The sequence below is a fragment of the Moorella naiadis (nom. illeg.) genome (assembly GCF_051020825.1).
In the GTDB taxonomy this organism is placed as follows: Bacteria; Bacillota; DSM-521; order Neomoorellales; family Neomoorellaceae; genus Neomoorella; species Neomoorella naiadis.
This window is the reverse complement of the sequence record NZ_JAXGFQ010000024.1, coordinates 30818-48183: the sequence shown is the minus strand read 5'-3', so window position 1 is coordinate 48183 and position 17366 is coordinate 30818. Positions and strand designations below refer to the sequence as shown.

Here is a 17366-nt window from a genome sequence, read left to right as displayed (position 1 = left end):
GGCCCGGTTGAAGCAAATCCTTGCGACGCGTGAGGATCGCAAGGCGTCCCGCGGTTCTTCTATCTCCTATCTGGGCCATACTTACCAACTGGTGGATACTAAGGGCGCTGTCGTTCCTTTGCAGCCACGGTCGACTGTTGAGGTGCTTACGCATCTGGATGGTTCTTTTAGCGCCCTCTACGGTGGTAATTACTTCGCACTGCAGGAGTTTACCCCGGCTCTCCCGGTGAGGGCTGAACAACCTAAAAAGGCTCCTGCCAGTAAGGCCCACAAGCCGGCCCCGGACCATCCCTGGCGCCGGATACCTATTAACCAGACCAAAAAAGCGATGCCTTTATCTGTGGATAATTCCTTGCCCCTTTCTCAAGGAGGGTGACATTTTCTCTGTCCCTTTAAGGTGTTTTTATAGTGACATTTTCATTGTCCCTTGACACTCTTTTTCATCTTGCGACTTGCATTTTGTTCTCCCATATTTTATACTGGTACTAACCAGCATACCTGAAAGGGGGATAATTAGTGAAGGAAATTTTCGTTAACCTCAAGCGCTTTGAAGTCCCGCAAAGCCTGGGGGGTATATGCCCGCTCGATAATCCTAAAAAATGGATTGAATGGGTGATGGAGGAAAGTATAAGATACGGGCTGGGGAAACTGCCCGACATAAGGGTTACCTACCTTTTACCCGAAGCCCTGATTATCAGCGCTCTGGAAAAACTGGCTTCCTATCCGGCGGGCGAGGTGCAAAACCTGCAGATCGGCTGCCAGGGGGTTTTCCGGGAAGATGTCACTCCCGGCGGTAACTTTGGCGCCTTCACCACCAACCTGCCGGCAGCTGCCGCCAAAAATTTGGGTTGTACCTGGTCGATCATCGGCCATTCCGAAGAGCGCCGGGATAAGCTGGGGATTATCGAGCGTTATGATCCTTCTTGTAATGCCAGTGTAATAGCCCGAACTAAAGCGATGCAGGCTTTAAACAGCATCATTAACGAAGAAGTTAGCTGCGCCCTCGAGGCCGGATTAAATGTTTTGCTGTGTGTCGGTGAAACAGCAGCCGAAAAAGGAGACGGAAGCTTCACCGAGCAAAAACCGCGGGTTGAAGCCGTCTTGAAATCGCAGCTGGAAATTGGCTTAAAGGGTATTAAAGGTAAAACAGGTAACCAAACTATCGTCATCGGCTATGAACCTGTATGGGCCATCGGGCCTGGTAAGACGCCTCCGGATAGAGAGTATATAGCCTTTGTATCCGCCTATATAAAAGCGGTAGTCAAGGAAAAATATAATTTTGACCCCGTCGTTGTCTATGGCGGTGGCTTGAAAGAGGAAAACGCCGGCATGATAGCGGGAATTGAAACTATAGGTGGGGGCCTGGTGGCTCTGACCAGGTTCACCGGCGATATTGGGTTTGATCCGGAAGGATTAAGAAATATCATTGCCAAATACGCAGCCTAATCTTTAAAAAGCAGGGCGCCAGGCCAGGTTCTATGCAGATAAGGTTTTACCTGGGATATGAAGGCAACCATGTAATTAAATATTACTTTATCATCACTTTGTTCATAAAACGGAGTGGAAGCGGAGGAAAAGCGGAGAGAAGGCAAAATGCTTGTTAAGTTTCATTTAACTTATAACCTGGGCATCTATACTCCATTTGCCGGCAGCGAGCGACCTGGCCCACCCAGTTAAGACGCCCTGGACGAAACCGGAAAACTGGCAATAACCATAGCATAATAGAAAGCTATTTTACAATTAAGCGCCTGCATGTAGCACCAACAGCAGGTTAAAATGGTAAAGCAAATTATTTTAGGGTAGAAAGGAGCTATCCCCAGTGCAGGAAGTCCTGTTAGAATACGGCGATGCCAAAATGCCCGTTGAGGTGCCGGATACGGCCACCATCTTCCAAGTAGGCCGGGATAACGTCGACCCGCCGGCAGTCGACCCCTATGCAGCCACCCGCCAGGCCCTGGCCAATCCATTAGGCATGCCCCCCTTTAGCCAGCTGGTGAAAAAGGGCAGTAAAGTCGTCATCGCCTTCCCCGACCGGGTGAAAGGTGGCGCCCACGCATTAGCTCACCGGCGGGTATGTATCCCTATTATCGTTGAGGAACTGAAGAAAGCCGGCGTCGAGGATAAGGACATCAAGCTCATTTGCGCCATGGGCCTGCACCGCAAGAATACCAAAGAGGAACTCTACTGGTACCTGGGCCGGGAGATCGTCGATGCCTTCTGGCCGGACCGCCTGGCGATGCACGACGCCGAAGACCCCGAGGGCATCGTTGAGTATGGCTATGATGATATGGGTAACGTGGTCAACGTCAACCGCGATGTGGCCGAAGCCGACCTGGCCGTCATGATCGGCCACGTCCAGGGCAACCCCTACGGTGGTTATAGCGGCGGCTACAAGATGTGCGTCACCGGCGTTACCACCTGGCGCTCTATCCGCTGCCACCACTGCCCGGACACCATGCACCGCGCCGACTTTATCCCCGTCAATACCGGCAAAAGCCTGATGCGCCGCCAGTTCGATTCCATCGGCCAGGCCATTGAAAAGGGTATGGGCAAGAAGTTCTTCTGCGTCGATGCCGTTACCGATACCAATTCCCAGGTTCTGGGTGTTTACGCCGGTGCCGCCAAAGAAGTCCAGGAAGCCAGTTGGCAGCTGGCGGAAAAGCGGACCAACGTCTACCTGGACATCAAGGATAAATTCGATATCATGGTTTTCGGTGAACCCCGGACTTTTCATTACGGTCCCGGCATGGGCACCAACCCTATCCTCATGCTCCAGGCCATCGGCGCCAACTTGGCCCGCAACTTTGACGTCTTTAACGACGGCGGCGTCATCATCGCCCCCTCCCTGTGTGACGGCTGGTTCAATGACGAGTGGTTCCCCTCTTACCGCAAGGTATTCCATAAACTCCAGGAAGTAGCCGACTTTGCGGAAGCTGTACGCTTTGAGGACGAGATCGCCCACGACCCGGAGGATATTTTTAAATACCGCTACGCCTACGCCTACCATCCCTTCCACGCCCTCTCCATGGTATCCATGGGAGGGGTAGCCTTGAAGCACACCAGCGCCGTTTTCATTCCCGGTGCCAGGAAACCCGGTTACGCCCGCGCCATGGGCTGCATACCCACTAATACCTTTGCCGACGCCTTAAAGCAGGCGGAAAAATACGTGGGTAAAAACCCACGCATCCTGGTACTACCGGAAAGCTTCCTAAAGGTTTCAGTACACTTGAAGCGCAAATAACTCCAGCGGCATACTGCTGAAGGGACCTCAACAGGAAGTAATCTTCCGCGGCATTACTCCATACTTCAATGGCTATTTTATAAACCAAACTACAGCTAAAGTGAGACGCTGTAAATGAGAAATTGGCGTAGCCAATTTCCGCAAGTAACCCACCTCTCACCTCCCACATCCCATTAAGGGGGCTTCGCTCGTGCTCTATCCCGGCAGCGCTAAACCCTTATATGAACAACTGAAGGACATCCTCAAGCAGAAAATCACTGCCGGGGAATTGCAGCCCGGGGCAGCCCTGCCCGGCGAAAGACACTTAATGGATACCTACGGTGTCAGCCGGGTGACGGTACGGCAAGCTATTGCCGAACTGGTCAACGAAGGTTTATTATACCGCCATCATGGCAAGGGCACCTTTGTCGCCCCCCAGCGTATCGAGCGGCCCCTGGCCCGGCTTCTAGGGGTAGCCGAGGAGTTGACCCTGGAAGGGATGGAAGTGAAAATCCAGGTTCTCCAAAAAGGCTTCCAGGAAGCTACACCCGAAATCCGTCGGGAACTCCAGCTATCAGAAGATGAAGCTGTATTTGGCGTCACCAGATTGATAACCACAACCGGACAGCCTTTATTGCTGGACGCCAGCTATTTTCCTCCGGCTATCGGCCGGTTAATCCAGAATATGGATCTATCTAAGGACCTGATCTATACCCAGCTAGAACTGTATGGTTATAAAATCAGCAACGGCCGGCAGCGCATCAGCGTCGACCGCGCTTCACAGGAAGAAGCCCAGTACCTGCAGTGCCGGTCTGGCAGCCCCATCCTGGTCGTTAAGCGCACCACCTACGTTGAAGGGGGGTTGCCTATTGATTATTCCCGCGCTATTTACCGGGGAGATCGTTATGAGTACCATGTCGATCTGCAAAGGCACCCTCATAAATAATTCTCCGGGTAACGCTTAAATGTTCCTCCGGGATTCGGCTGCCCGCACCAGAAAATACGCCTTCCACCTGGCGGCAGAGGCTTCTGTCATGAAAACGGATATGCTACCTTTTCGTCCTTGTTATATATCCCTTGGGCAGCACAGGCAGCTTGCAGAAATAAGCGTTAGGGAGGTTTTACGTTGTTCAGTTTTTCCCTGATCCTTTTAATTTTCGCCGGTTCAGTTCTGGCCGGGCTGGTAGGATCCCTGCTGGGCCTGGGGGGCGGGATAATTATCATTCCCATTCTCACCCTGCTCCTCAATATTGACATCCGTTACGCCATCGGCGCCAGCATCGTCTCGGTCATCGCCACCTCCAGCGGTGCGGCGGCGGCTTATATCCGCGACCGCATTACCAATATCCGCATCGGCATGTTCCTGGAGATGGCCACCACCACCGGCGCCATTACCGGAGCCTATCTAGGCGGCTTAATCAGCCCCCGCGTCCTATATATCATTTTTGCCGTCGTCCTGGGCTATTCCACCCTGGCTATGTTTAAAAGGCGTAATGTTGAACTGCCGGAAGGGGTCGAAGCCCACCCCTTGGCGAAAAAACTCAACCTGGAGGGCAGCTACTACGACCAGGTCTTGAACCGGCCGGTGGCCTATACCTCGACCGGGGTTTATGAGGGGTTTGGCGTCATGTACGGCGCCGGCGTCATTTCCGGCCTGCTGGGCATTGGCAGCGGCATCTTTAAGGTCATGGCCATGGATATGTTTATGAAGCTACCCATGAAGGTCTCCACTGCCACGAGCAATTTCATGATCGGGGTCACCGCCGCCGCCAGTGCCGGCATCTATTTCACCCGAGGGGACATTCACCCGGCTATTGCCGCGCCAGTCGCCCTGGGAGTAGTTACCGGTGCCACCCTGGGCACCCGCCTCATGGTCCGTTTGCGCAATACCACCCTGCGGAAGATCTTTGTCCCGGTCCTGCTCTATGTATCTTTGCAGATGTTGATTAAAGGGTTGAGGTGAGTTGGATGGAAGCCAACCTGCAAAAAAAACCGGCCGGGGAGCCCCGGGCCGTCGTCGTCGAAGACTTCATCAGCCGCTCGCTGCGCTGGGGGGTTATTATCAGTTCCCTCGTAATTGCCGCCGGTGTCATCCTGTACGTAATCACCGGCAGCAGCGGCTATCCGGGCGATATCTTCCCGGCCAGCATCCCCCAGGTTCTGGCCGGGCTGGCAGACCTGAAGCCTTATGCCATTATAGACTTGGGGTTACTGCTCCTTATTGCCACCCCAATTTTTAGGGTGGCCGCCTCAATTATCGCTTTTATCGTTGATCGCGACCGGCCCTATGTCCTGATTACCTCTTATGTGCTGGCCATGTTGATTTTAAGCCTGCTGCTTGGTAAAGCGGAGTAACTCATAATATAGCCCCGGCAGGTTTTGAGCCCGCCGGGGTTACACCCAACTGGAGCTTTGAAACATAACCATTGCTTTTCATGCGGGTATATGATACTATAACATTGTGTATGGTAATTTCTGTATAAAAGAAAATGGGTGCTAATTACGCTGGAGGCGATAGCTTATGGCTCCCAACAGAAAAGCTTTAGATATTGTTAAATCGTACGCAGATATTTTGAGAAAAAGAAACCTCCCTGTGAAATCAGTTATTCTATTTGGTTCCCAGGCTAGAGGCGATTATGAACCCGACTCAGATATTGATGTCCTTGTGGTCGCTGAAAAACTCGACAGAAAAATCCGTGCCACCATCATCGACGAAGCTTACGAAATTAGCTTGCAGGAAGATATCCCGTTAATCGCCCTGGCATATGATCTCCAGGAATTTCAATCTCCTTTATTCCGGGCAGGACCTTTTTACCAGAATATAAACCTGGAAGGGATTAATGTTCTATGAGTGATATAGAACTAAAAATGCTATTTGCTCGGACCAAAATGGAAAAGGCATGGGAAGCCTGGGATGAAGCTGAATGGGCTTTCAAAGGTGAAAAATACCCCAGCGCGGTTAATCGGATCTATTATGCTTTTTACCGTGCCTGCCTGGCCCTCCTTGCTTTCCAGCCTAAAATCCCCACTAAACATGCCGCAGTAATAGGTGAGGTTAACCGCGTCTATGTGAAAGAAGGGCTGCTACCCAGGGAAGTGGGGCGGTTTCTCCATGATCTGCAAACAGCCCGGGCGGAAGCTGATTACAAGGATAAAAGTTTTCCTTGGGAAGAAGTCCAGGAATATATCGAACAAGGGAAGAAATACCTGCAACAGCTTGACGAATTAGTTACTATGCTGATAGAAAACTCCCGATAAAAAAGTTGAAAGCTTCACTCTGGACCTCAGATGCCGAACGGTTGCTACACACGTAATATAGCCCCATTGATAACTACTCTACCTTTGTTATAGGCCTTCATCCCGCTACTCTATATTATTCGCTCTCCCCCTTCCTAAAAACTTCCTCCAATGCCCGTTTTAACATCTCCTGCAGGGGCGCCCCATTATAATCATCCTTATCATAATCCTTATCATAATCCCTATCTCCAGGTCCGACCCGGTGGACGGTAACCTGGGGGTAGGGCATATAGCCCTCTTCCTCCAGGGCGTGCAGGCATTGATAGGCAACATTCTCGGGGATTAAGAAATCCGTGGGGGTAATTTGTTCGAGGAGCCACCCCCGGGCCTGCAGCCAGGCCTGCACCTGGACGGCCTCCTCCGTGCTCCGGCAGCGTACCAGCGCCCCCCGCACGAGGGATATGGTGCCCATTTTGGCGGCCCATTCCTCCAGGGTGGCGCCGACGTTGGTGGGAAGTTCATATTTACTATGCTCCCGGAGGAACTTGACCATTTCCTCCGGCTGTCGGCCGGCAGTAAAGCCGCGGTAAAAGGATTTTTCGGTGAGATTGAAGATAAAGGTGCGGTCGGCACTCTTCAGATCCGCCAGGCCGCTGAGCAGTAAAAGCAGGGGCGGCGCCAGCTCCAGGGGGGCGATGATCTCATAATTGGGCTGCACAACAAAGGTGCCGACCTCCGGTAGAAAATGCTCCAGGACCTTTTTATAAAGATCAAGGGAGCCCTGAGCCGCATTCCTTTCTTCTGCATGGTTCTGGCGCAGAGCATCTCTACGCATAGCGTCAATATATGAACGGAAAATATCAGTAACCCTGATGGCGCCCGTTTCGAGATTACCGACCATCTCGATGGCTCCCACCCACAGGGCGCGCTGGAGAAAGTCCCTGGTATACTGCAGGTTATAGTTTAAATACTGCTTGATATATATCTTTTTGATCAGCCGGTAAAGCTCGGGCAGGGAGAGCCACTGATCCTCTTGCAACACCATCAGGGCCGTCATAACATGGGTCGGCCACAGCCACCTGGTGTCTTCAAAATCCCGCCCCAGCAGCCAGCCAACGAGGCTCAGCCATTGCTCAACCCGGGGGCGACGCAGCCAGACCCCGGCCTCTTTATCTAGATAGGCCAGACCATCTTCCTCTTTGATAAAACCCAGGCGCCAGCCCAGGGTTTCCAGCAACAGATAGCGCTCTTCATCCTGCGGATAGTGCTGTAGGAGCTGAATGTGCTTGCGCTCCCGTTTATAAAGGTTACCCGCCTGGGTGACCCTGATTTCCTGCTGCAGGATGCTAATAAGTAGGATCCAGAAATCGACCAGTAAAAAAAGGCCGTGGTTTGCCACCGGCCCTGCCGGCAACTCCCCTTCTTTAACCATCAAAGTAGCAGCCGTGTGGCGGTAAATAATCCCCCTTACCTCCAGGGGGATAAGATAATATTCCCGCGGCCCGCCGCCGTCGCTGGTAAAGAGGAGACCGTAGGCCAGCAAACGGTCGCGGATTTCCTTGGCTGAACCCTTACCAAAGGTTTTGTTAATCTGCTCGTGAATCCGGCTGACGTCCGCCGGCTGATCATTAAAAAGAATTGTTTGCAGCATGAACTGCCCTTGCGAGCCGGCCATTTCCCAGAGTTTTTCTCGATTGTCCGGTGAGCTATAAAAGGCCAGCAGGTCCTTAAGCAGCTCCTGGCGCTGGGCATTGGGTTTGAGCCGGATCAGTTTCTTATCCTTCACCAGGGGCCGGTTGAGGTTCAGGGCCAGGTTCCGCAGGAAAGAAAAGGGCGCCCCGGTCAGGATTTCCTGATAGCTGCCGATCATCTCCTGCTCCCCACCACCCTGGTCCGATATTGTCATCATAGCTTCCTCCCTACCTTCCCGCTTTCTGCCGCCAGGTGGCCAGATCGATTACCTTTGCTGCGGCGGGATGCTCCCGCCGGCGGCCCTGCGGTTCCGGCGCTGCTGCCGCGATGGTTTCCCCGGTGCTGGCTGTACCCTTATGCCGGCCCTTGCCCGGTGTCGCTTCCTGATACCCGGCCACGTCCTGACGGGCCGTCAGAGGATAAATCCTCTCCCGCTGGAGGTCCGGGCCCAAAATTTCATAACGGTAACCCTGCTCCGTCAAAAAAAGCTGCCGGTGCACGGCGAATTCCTGTTCCACCGTCTCCCTGGTGACCAGGGAATAAAAGCTGGCCGGAATGCCTCCCTTTTTAGGCCGCAAGATCCGCCCCAGGCGCTGGGCCTCCTCCTGGCGCGAGCCGAAGGTGCCCGATACCTGGATGGCGACGCTGGCCTCAGGCAGGTCAATGGCAAAGTTGGCCACCTTGGAAACTACCAGGCACTTTAAATCCCCCTGGCGGAAGGCCTGGTAGAGGCGTTCCCGCTCCCGGTTACTGGTCTTACCGGTAAGGAGGGGTACCCCCAGTCGCCCGGCCAGGCGCTCCAGCTGGTCCAGGTACTGGCCGATGACCAGAACCTGTTCGTTACCGTGGCTGGCGATGATGGCCTCGACCAGGGGGTCTTTGACGGGATTGGTGGCGGCGATCCGGTACTTATCCCGCTCCCCGGCGGTGGCGTAATCCATCCGTATTTCCGGCGGTAGGTTGAGCCGCACTTCGTAACAGGTGGCTTTGGCGATCCAGCCCTGGGCCTCCAGCTGTTTCCAGGGCAAATCGTATTTCTTGGGCCCGATCAAGGAAAAAACATCGTCCTCATGTTTGTCTTCCCGAACCAGGGTGGCCGTCAGGCCCAGGCGCCGGCGGGCCTGGAGTTCCGCCGTAATGCGAAAAATGGGAGCCGGCAACAGGTGGACCTCGTCGTAGATGATCAGGCCCCAGTCCTGCTGGTTGAAGAGGCTGAAGTTGGGGTAATCTACCCCTTTACGGCGGCGGTGGGTGATAATCTGGTAGGTGGCCACCGTGACGGGTTTGATCTCCTTTTTCTCCCCGGTGTACTCGCCCAGGACCTCCTCCGGCAGGTCCGTCTTATCCCGGATCTCCGCCAGCCACTGGCGGGCGGCCGTTACACTGGTCACCAGAATCAGGGTGTAACATTGGCACAAAGCCATAGCCGCCAGGCCGACGACGGTCTTACCGGCACCGCAGGGCAGGACGACCACCCCGCTGCCGCCCCGGGAGCTGCCCCCGGCGTAAAAGACCCGCGCCGCTTCCCGCTGGTAGGGCCGCAGGTTAAAGGCCTCCCCGCCCCAGGTCTTTGTCCTTAGGCTGAACTTTAATGGCGCCCCGGGTACATAGCCGGCCAGGTCTTCGACAGGGTAGCCGATTTTAATCAGGGCCTGCTTGACTGCCCCCCGCTGCCAGGGTTCAATGCGCAGGGTGCAGCTATCGCGGCGTTCCTTGATATACTCGCCGGTGCGCTTGTTATTGATGATCTCGGCGGCCACCGCCGGGTCAGATGTAACTAACTGTAGTTCGTTACCCTTGCTCACGAGTTTGACCTGCCCATAACGGCCGACGTACTCCCGGATATCGGTCACCACATTGGCCGGCAGGGAGTACTTGCTGTAAGCTGCCAGTACCTGGATGATGGTCGCGGCATCCAGCCCGCTGGCGGCGGCATTCCATAGGGAAAGGGGGGTCAGACGGTAGGTGTGGATATGCTCGGGGCTCTTGACCAGTTCGGCAAAACGGGCCAAGGCGTCCCGCGCCTCCGGGTAGACGGGGTTGTCCACTTCCAGGAGCAGGGTCCGGTCGCTCTGGACTACCAGGGGTTTTTCCGGCGCATTAGCCATAAGCTCGTTTAAACCTCCGGTAAAATTATTCTCTACCGTAGTTTAGATCAAAAAAAGCGGGTGGACAACCCCGTTTTATCACTCCACAATGACGCCGCTACCCGGCTGGGGGCGGTTACGGTCCAGCTCGACACGATACTTGTAGCGATCCGGCCGGTAGGCGTTAAGGGAGAGCTCCACTGCCCGGTCCCCGGCGTAGGCCACCCGTGTCATGATCAACAGGGGGGAACCAGTATTCACCTGCAGGTGTTCAGCTTCCTTCTTCCCGGCTCGCCCGGCGGAAATGGTCTGTTCAGCCCGCTCCAGGACCAGACCTAGCTTGTCTTCCACCAGTTCGTATAAACCGTGGTGTTCCAGGTCTTCGGCAGCCAGGCGGCCGCCGTATTCCAGGGGCCAGTAACTGCGCAGGTAGGTAATGGGCTGGCCGTTCATCTTCTGGACCTTTTCGATAAGGTACAGGGTCTCGTCGCCAAAGACCCGCAGTTCCGGCGTCCTTTGGAGCTCCTTTGCCGGGTCCTCCACCGGGCCGGTAAAGATAATGGTGGCGCTGGGCTCGTAACCGCGGGCCTTCATTTCCTCGAAAAAGCCGGTCAGCTTACCCAGGGTCTCTTCTACTGTTTCCCGCTTGACAAAGGTCCCCTTCCCCGGCTGGCGCGCCAGCAGGCCTTCATCTACCAGGGCCGCCACGGCCCGGCGCACCGTGATACTGCTGACGCCGTACTTTTCCATGAGCTGCTTATCGGTGGGAAAGAGATCCCCTACTCGGTACTGGCCCTCCTTGATGGCCCGGCGTAGCTCGCTGGTAATCTGGTAATGCAGAGGTATCGGTTTATTACGATCAATAGCCACAAAGTTCACCTACATTTTTATAAAGTTATACTGATATCCATTATAGCTATTTATTTATAATAAGACAATAGGCTGCTCGCCACCATACTGGCCTAACATCCCGAAAATTCGCTAAACCAGCACCGCCGTTACCCTGACGAATATCCGCAATCCGGATCAAAGCTGGAGAAAGGGCGGGCTGGAAGAACCATGCTTTTGGAGGCGCTCAATTCATGGTATAATGCTATTTGGTATGTTAGAAGCGGGTAGTGAGAGGTGGGAGGCTTGTCGAAACTGGTTGCGCCAGTTTCAGATTAAAGCTTACCGAACTCTCCTTTCTCCCGTTCGCTGGCGGCGGTATACCGTCATGAAGGGCTCCTCCCATATTATGTTCTCGCTGAGGGATACGTAGCCCCCATGGGTGTATCCCTTGTAATGCGATGTAAATGCGATGTAAATGCGATGTATAGGAAGGGAATAATAATGGTGACAACATTGAAGAAAAAAGGGCGGATTTTAACCGGGGATCGGCCGACGGGCAAACTGCACCTGGGCCATTATGTCGGCAGCCTGATTAACCGCGTGCGACTGCAGGATGAGTATGATACCTTTTTGATTATCGCCGACGTGCAGGCCCTGACTACCAACTTCGAGGAACCGGAAAAATTGGCCGGCGATGTCCGCGAGGTCGCCCTGGACTACCTGGCGGCGGGCATCGACCCGGAGAAAAGCACCATCTTTGTCCAGTCCTTGATCCCGGAGATCGCCGAGCTGACGGTCTTTTACTCCATGATCGTCACCGTCAATACCTTACGCCATAACCCGACCATCAAATCGGAGGCCGCCCAGCGGGGCTATATCGACATGACCTACGGCTTCCTGGGTTATCCGGTCAGCCAGACGGCGGATATCACCTTTTGCAAGGCCAACCTGGTGCCGGTAGGTGAGGACCAGCTACCCCATATTGAGCTGGCGCGGAAGATCGTCCGGCGATTCAATAGCCTCTATGGCCCGGTCCTGGTGGAGCCCGAGGCCCTGGTGGGGGAGGTACCGCGCCTGGTGGGCCTGGATGGAGCGGCCAAGATGAGCAAGTCCCTGGATAACGCCATCCACCTGGCCGACCCGCCGGAAGAGGTCGCGCGCCGGGTGAAAAACGCCGTCACCGACCCGGCCCGCATCCGCGCTACCGACCCGGGTCACCCTGATATCTGCACCGTTTTCGCCTACCACGGGGCCTTTAATAAGACGGTTATCCCGGAGATCGAGGAATCTTGCAAGAAAGGCGCCATCGGCTGCGTGGCCTGCAAAAAGCGTTTGACTGCCACCCTCAACGAATTGCTGGAGCCAATGCGGGAAAGAAGAGCCCGCTACGAGGCCAATCCTAAACTGGTGGATGAAATTCTTATGACGGGAACCGAACGGGCTCGTATAGTAGCCAGGGAAACCATCAGCCAGGTCCGGGAGGCCATGAAGATCAATTACTTCCCCGGCCGGTAGCTAGCAAGAAGCAGTCCCTCAGGACTGCTTCTTGATTCGACGGTGATAATCGCGGATGCCAGGATACTGCTCCCTTCATTCCCCTCAAATCCGCAGTACTACCAGCCTCTCCTCCGTCATCTCCTGGATAACGTAGCGCGGGCCTTCTTTGCCGGTGCCGCTCTCCTTGACGCCGCCGTAGGGCATGAGGTCGGCGCGGAAGGTGGAGACGTCGTTAATAATGACACTACCGTATTCCAGTTCCTGGGCGCAGCGGGTAGCCACATCCAGGGAATTAGTGAAGACCCCGGCCTGGAGGCCGTAACGGGAGTCGTTGGCCAGGGCGATGGCTGCCTCAATGGTATCGTAAGGGGCGATACTGAAAACCGGAGCAAAGAGTTCCTGGCGGCAGACCTTCATCGCTGGAGTTACGTCTGCCAGAATGGTGGGTTCCAGCCAGGCACCCCGGCGCCGGCCACCCACCAGCACCCGGGCGCCACCGGCCACAGCCTCGGCGATCCAGCTTGCCGCCCGCTGGGCTTCGGCCTCGCTGATCATGGGGCCGATGTCGGTGGCCGGATCCAGGGGATCGCCCAATTTGAGAGTCCGGGTTAAATCAACGGCCCGCCGGCAGAAGTCATCATAGACCTGTTGCTGGACGTAGACCCGCTGGACGGAGATGCAGAGCTGGCCGGCATTGGCGAAGGCGGAACGAGTGCAGGCCTCTACCGCCAGGTCCAGGTCGGCATCGCTGTGGACGATATTCGGTGAGTTGGAGCCCAGTTCCAGGGCCACGGGCCGGAAGCCGACGCTGTTTTTAAGCCGCAGACCCACCGCCGGGCTGCCGGTAAAGCTATAAAAGGCGATGCGCCCATCTTTAGCCAGGGCGTCACCGACCGCGGCCCCCGAACCCAGGACCATATTCAGATAACCGGCCGGCAAGCCGGCATCGGCCAGGGCTTGGCAGAGTTTGGCGCCGGTTATAGGGGTGGCGCTGGCCGGCTTATAAACCACAGCATTGCCGGCGGCCAGGGCCGGGCCGATCTTATGGCAGGAGAGGTTTAAGGGGGCGTTAAAGGGGGTGATGGCGCAGACCACCCCCCGGGGCACCCTGATAGTCCAGGCACGGCGGTTGGCGTTCCCGGGGGAACCCTCAACAGGGACAATCTCCCCCTGCAGGCGCTTGGCCTCCTCGGCCGCTACCAGCAGGGTTTGACTAGCCCTCCCGACCTCACCCCGGGCTTCCTTCAGGGTCTTACCCCCCTCCCGGCTGATGGTCAGGGCGAGGTCCTCCTGGCGTTCCAGCAGTAATTCGCTAGCCTTCTTTAATATTTCATAACGCCGGTAGGGCTCTATTTTTTCCCGCTGGAAAGCGGCCCGGGCTGCTGTCACGGCGGCGTCCACCTCCGCCGGCCCGGCCAGGCAATACTCCGCCAGGGGCTCACCGCTGGCTTTATTGATTACCGTCCCCTTTTGTTCCGTAGTTACCCATTCACCGTTGATAAATAAACGATAGACAGGCAGCATCTTGCACAGCCTCCTTCAAAATGAGATGTGGGAAGTGGGAGGTGAGAGGTGGGATTCCTGGAGAAACTGACTGCGCCAGTTTCAGATTAAAGCCCGCCCACCTTGCATTTTTCCCCGTTCGCTGGTGGAGTTTGTCCCCCTGCGGGGCTCTTCCAAAAAAATATAAAAATATGATTCTCTGGGTTATGCTTGTTTAAACATAGCGATCATTGTAAAGATGGGGGAAGGCAGCTTGCCTTCCCCCATATATAAAATATAAAAATGAGGGGAGGAGTAGTCCCACGCAGCCCGGCAACATATAGGCTCCCTGACTTTTTACGGTGAAAGGCTCATCAACCAAGCAGGCTGGCAGTTACCATTTACCGTTCTTTTTTTAGGCACCTACCTCCTGCCATAGTTCCGCCAGGCCTAGGGCGGCTAGTTTGGCCGCCGTCGGCAGGCCCTGGCGATCCCAGCCCATGAGGTCATAATACTCGTCCAGCATGGGGTCGAGTTCTACCAGGTGGCCCTGGCTGGGCCCGGTAGGCATCTTCTCTTTGAGCATCCGTGGCGGCAGGTAATCATCCTTACGGGCGAAACCCTCCCGCTGGTTAAAAAGGCGCTCCAGGTTGGTTATCTTCTCGCCGATGAGCATGGCCTGCTCCTCATCCAGGGCCAGGCCGGTCACGGCCCGGTACAATTCGATCTGCTCCTTTAACCCCAGGGCGAAGCGCATGGAGGAGCACAGGGAGAGGGAGTCGACGATGGCCAGCAGGAACTGGGTCTCCCGCACCAGGGCGGCCTTGCCCTTATACTCAAAGCGCTTACTGCCATCGCCGGCCGTCTCGGCGCCCATGGTAGGGGCGATCATGTGGTGGGCGCCCTTGGGGGAAATGGCGTAGGTCAAACCCATTCCTTTACAGCCCCGGGGCTCGTAGGTGGCAAACTCCTGGCCCTTGACCTGCATGGCCAGATCGGGAACCCCCAGCTGCTCCGCCGCCCTTTTCGAGCCCTCAGCCAGGAGGTCGCCGATGCCCTCCCGCCGGGCGATCTTCTCCACCAAAGCCACCAGGGCCTCGCCGTTGCCAAAGCGCAGGCTCAGGCCACCGGTATCCGCCGGGGTGATTATGCCTTTCTCATAGCACTCCATGGCCAGGGAGGCCACCGCCCCGGCGGACATGGTATCCAGACCATAAGTGTCACAGATTTCCACGGCCTTCACCAGGGCGGCCAAATCCGAGACGCCGCAGTTGGCTCCCAGGAGCCCCGTCGACTCGAACTCCGGCCCTTCGATCATGGTGCCGGCATAGGGACCGCCCCGGACATAACTCACCTTGCCGCAGGCGATGGGACAGGCATAGCAGGAGGAATGGCCGATGAAGATCTGCTCCGCCATGCTGGCGGCGTTGAGTTTATCCGCCGCTTCGAAATAACCGGTACTGAAGTTGTTGGTCCCCCAGTAGCCGACGCCGTTGGTACCGTCTACCATTTCCGGGGTGCCATAGTGGCGCCGGGCTTTGGCTTTAAGATTGCCGGCCAGGATGCCATAGACCTTTTCCGTCAGTGCCTCCAGGGCCGCCGGGTCGGCCACTTCCACGTCGCCGGTGCCCCGGACGGCGATAGCCTTCAGGTTTTTGGAACCCATGACCGCCCCGGCACCGCCGCGGCCGAACTCGCGGTGGTAATCGCTCTGGATGCAGGCGAAACGGCTCAATTTTTCCCCGGCCGGGCCGATACAGGCCAGCCGGATGGCGTCGTCCCTTAGTTCCGCGCGGATGGCGTCTTCCGTGGCGTGGGTGAGCTTACCCCACAGGTGGGAGGCGTCCTTTAGGGTAACCCGGTCGTCGTCAATCCACAGGTAGACGGGGTGGTCGGCGCGGCCTTCGATAATAATACCGTCATAACCGGCAAACTTCACCTCCGGGGCCAGGTGGCCGCCGCAGAGGGAGAAGGAATAGGTCCCCGTCAGGGGTGAACGGAAGGTGACGGTAATCTTGTTGGCACCCGGCGCCAGGGTGCCTTCCACCGGCCCGGTGAGAAAAATGAGCTTATTGTCCGGACCCAGGGGGTCGGTGTGGGGCTTTAGTTCCTTAAGCAACAGGTAGGCGCCGGCACCCCGGGCGCCGATGTAGCCGGCGAAGATATCTGCCGGTGTGGGCTCGGTGGTAATCCTCCCGGCAGTCAGGTCGACCCGCAGGATCTTCCCGGCCAGTCCTTTTAAAGCCATTATTGACATCCCCCTTCCCCGACGGCCCGGCGCTGGTGCTGCCCCCGGGCGCCGGCGGCCGCTGGCGGGCCTGCCTTAATTTTCTCGGCCAGCGTGGCGGCCACCGTTTCCACGTAGGCCGTCCGCTGGCCCCGGTCGGCCACGGCCAGGGGGACATACTCGATGGCCTGCTCCCGGCAGTGGGCTACGCACTGGGGGTCACCGCCGCAAAGGTCGCAAATGAGAACTACCTTTTTTTCCTTATCAATGGCCACGGCGCCGTAGGGGCAGGCCCGGATACAGCGCCGGCAGCCGATACATTTCTCCTCATTAACTACCACCGCTCCGGTGGCCGGGTCTTTGCTCAGGGCCCCCTCCCGGCAGGCGGCGATACAGGGACTCTGGGCGCACTGCATGCAGGTTACCGGGATGTTGAGGTACTTGGCGTGGACCCGGCTGACCCGCACCCGGGCCTTAGTGGGATTAACCCGGCCTTCGTGCTTCCAGGAGCACCACTGCTCGCAGATCCGGCAGCCGACGCAACGCTCGGGGTAGGTAACCAGGACGTTCATGATAAATCCCCCTTATAGGGCTCCCTAGATACCACACGTAAATGTATAAACTTATATTTTAGTATATTATACTAGCATACTCCTTGAAAAGCAAGGATAAAATGATCCATTTAAGTTAAGTTAAGTTAAGTTAAGTTAAACTAAAACCGGACAGGTGGAGTAAAGAAAGCCAGAAACTCCAGGCCCTCTTCTCCGCTCGTCGTCTGATGATCCTGCCCCGGAGGAATATATACTACCACCCCCGGGGCCAGGCTATAGACGTCCTCTCCTATCGTTACAACACCTGAACCTTGCAGGCAGTAGTAGACTTCCGTTGCAATGGTATGGTTATGGCGCGGACCAGTTACTCCAGGTCGATAGCTATACTGAGCCAAAGCCAGGGGTAAATCTGACTGACCGGTTGCATCCAACAAGATACGCACCTGGCGCTCGCCGTTGGCCAGAAGCACCGGTTTTACCTCATGGCTTATAACCTGTTTCCCATCCATAATACTCCTCCCCTTGCTCCCGATACTCCTGTC

16 protein-coding genes are annotated in these 17366 nt (G+C 56.1%); 8 read left to right on the top strand and 8 right to left on the bottom strand.

The features are described from left to right. Positions 1-241 (bottom strand): hypothetical protein (locus SDD30_RS13495; protein ID WP_434075449.1); only part of this gene is annotated, 241 nt, incomplete at its 3' end. Positions 242-516: 275 nt separating this feature from the next. Between SDD30_RS13495 and SDD30_RS13490 the strand changes: the two genes are divergently transcribed. From SDD30_RS13490 to SDD30_RS13460, 7 genes are all read left to right on the top strand, one after another. Next, complete coding sequence (locus SDD30_RS13490; RefSeq protein ID WP_434075448.1) at positions 517-1446, top strand: triose-phosphate isomerase family protein; 930 nt, start codon at positions 517-519, stop codon at positions 1444-1446. A 373-nt stretch (positions 1447-1819) separates the two neighbouring features. Then, positions 1820-3241 (top strand): lactate racemase domain-containing protein, encoded by a 1422-nt coding sequence (locus SDD30_RS13485; RefSeq protein WP_434075447.1) that lies wholly within the window; start codon positions 1820-1822, stop codon positions 3239-3241. Between the two features lie 190 nt (positions 3242-3431). Beyond that, entirely contained in the window at positions 3432-4166 is a 735-nt protein-coding gene (locus SDD30_RS13480; RefSeq protein ID WP_434075446.1) for a GntR family transcriptional regulator, read from the top strand. A gap of 180 nt (positions 4167-4346) precedes the next feature. Further along, complete coding sequence (locus SDD30_RS13475) at positions 4347-5183, top strand: sulfite exporter TauE/SafE family protein (protein WP_434075445.1); 837 nt, start codon at positions 4347-4349, stop codon at positions 5181-5183. 5 nt (positions 5184-5188) lie between these two features. Next, positions 5189-5575, top strand: a complete 387-nt coding sequence (locus tag SDD30_RS13470) for a DUF1634 domain-containing protein (RefSeq protein WP_434075444.1) — start codon at positions 5189-5191, stop codon at positions 5573-5575. A 166-nt stretch (positions 5576-5741) separates the two neighbouring features. Then, positions 5742-6071, top strand: coding sequence for a nucleotidyltransferase domain-containing protein (locus tag SDD30_RS13465; protein ID WP_434075443.1), 330 nt, complete (start codon positions 5742-5744; stop codon positions 6069-6071). Continuing rightward, on the top strand, positions 6068-6478 hold the full coding sequence (locus tag SDD30_RS13460) for a HEPN domain-containing protein (RefSeq protein WP_434075442.1): 411 nt from the start codon (positions 6068-6070) through the stop codon (positions 6476-6478). The genes SDD30_RS13465 and SDD30_RS13460 overlap by 4 nt, the downstream gene beginning before the upstream one ends. Before the next feature lie 115 nt (positions 6479-6593). Here SDD30_RS13460 and SDD30_RS13455 read toward each other — a convergent pair whose 3' ends face one another. The 3 genes from SDD30_RS13455 to SDD30_RS13445 form a co-directional block, all read right to left on the bottom strand. Continuing rightward, complete coding sequence (locus SDD30_RS13455; protein WP_434075441.1) at positions 6594-8366, bottom strand: helicase-associated domain-containing protein; 1773 nt, start codon at positions 8364-8366, stop codon at positions 6594-6596. A gap of 10 nt (positions 8367-8376) precedes the next feature. Further along, the gene (locus SDD30_RS13450; RefSeq protein WP_434075440.1) at positions 8377-10257 is read right to left on the bottom strand and encodes a DNA repair helicase XPB; all 1881 of its coding nucleotides are present in this window, start codon (positions 10255-10257) and stop codon (positions 8377-8379) included. A gap of 78 nt (positions 10258-10335) precedes the next feature. Next, entirely contained in the window at positions 10336-11106 is a 771-nt protein-coding gene (locus SDD30_RS13445) for a GntR family transcriptional regulator (RefSeq protein WP_434075439.1), read from the bottom strand. Positions 11107-11568: 462 nt separating this feature from the next. Here SDD30_RS13445 and trpS point away from each other — a divergent pair, with 462 nt between their 5' ends. Next, positions 11569-12582: a tryptophan--tRNA ligase gene (gene trpS, locus SDD30_RS13440; protein WP_434075438.1), complete on the top strand. Its 1014-nt coding sequence runs from the start codon at positions 11569-11571 to the stop codon at positions 12580-12582. An 84-nt stretch (positions 12583-12666) separates the two neighbouring features. Here trpS and SDD30_RS13435 read toward each other — a convergent pair whose 3' ends face one another. The 4 genes from SDD30_RS13435 to SDD30_RS13420 all read right to left on the bottom strand — a co-directional run bounded on the left by SDD30_RS13435 (position 12667) and on the right by SDD30_RS13420 (position 17333). Beyond that, positions 12667-14085, bottom strand: coding sequence for an aldehyde dehydrogenase family protein (locus SDD30_RS13435; protein ID WP_434075452.1), 1419 nt, complete (start codon positions 14083-14085; stop codon positions 12667-12669). 376 nt (positions 14086-14461) lie between these two features. Next, positions 14462-16294 (bottom strand): aldehyde ferredoxin oxidoreductase family protein, encoded by a 1833-nt coding sequence (locus SDD30_RS13430; protein WP_434075437.1) that lies wholly within the window; start codon positions 16292-16294, stop codon positions 14462-14464. Then, positions 16294-16845 (bottom strand): 4Fe-4S dicluster domain-containing protein, encoded by a 552-nt coding sequence (locus SDD30_RS13425; RefSeq protein WP_434075436.1) that lies wholly within the window; start codon positions 16843-16845, stop codon positions 16294-16296. The genes SDD30_RS13430 and SDD30_RS13425 overlap by 1 nt, the downstream gene beginning before the upstream one ends. Before the next feature lie 140 nt (positions 16846-16985). After that, positions 16986-17333 carry a cupin domain-containing protein gene (locus SDD30_RS13420; RefSeq protein WP_434075435.1) on the bottom strand — a complete coding sequence of 116 codons (348 nt, stop codon included), beginning with the start codon at positions 17331-17333 and terminating at the stop codon, positions 16986-16988. Positions 17334-17366 lie beyond the last annotated feature (33 nt).

What these genes read in the sequence shown, in the direction of transcription:
- SDD30_RS13470 (WP_434075444.1), top strand. Translation starts at nt 5,189, where the DNA reads ATGGAAGCCAACCTGCAAAAAAAACCGGCCGGGGAGCCCCGGGCCGTC.
- SDD30_RS13465 (WP_434075443.1), top strand. Translation starts at nt 5,742, where the DNA reads ATGGCTCCCAACAGAAAAGCTTTAGATATTGTTAAATCGTACGCAGAT.
- SDD30_RS13460 (WP_434075442.1), top strand. Translation starts at nt 6,068, where the DNA reads ATGAGTGATATAGAACTAAAAATGCTATTTGCTCGGACCAAAATGGAA.
- SDD30_RS13455 (WP_434075441.1), bottom strand. Translation starts at nt 8,366, where the DNA reads ATGATGACAATATCGGACCAGGGTGGTGGGGAGCAGGAGATGATCGGC.
- SDD30_RS13450 (WP_434075440.1), bottom strand. Translation starts at nt 10,257, where the DNA reads ATGGCTAATGCGCCGGAAAAACCCCTGGTAGTCCAGAGCGACCGGACC.
- trpS (WP_434075438.1), top strand. Translation starts at nt 11,569, where the DNA reads ATGGTGACAACATTGAAGAAAAAAGGGCGGATTTTAACCGGGGATCGG.
- SDD30_RS13430 (WP_434075437.1), bottom strand. Translation starts at nt 16,294, where the DNA reads ATGGCTTTAAAAGGACTGGCCGGGAAGATCCTGCGGGTCGACCTGACT.
- SDD30_RS13425 (WP_434075436.1), bottom strand. Translation starts at nt 16,845, where the DNA reads ATGAACGTCCTGGTTACCTACCCCGAGCGTTGCGTCGGCTGCCGGATC.
- SDD30_RS13420 (WP_434075435.1), bottom strand. Translation starts at nt 17,333, where the DNA reads ATGGATGGGAAACAGGTTATAAGCCATGAGGTAAAACCGGTGCTTCTG.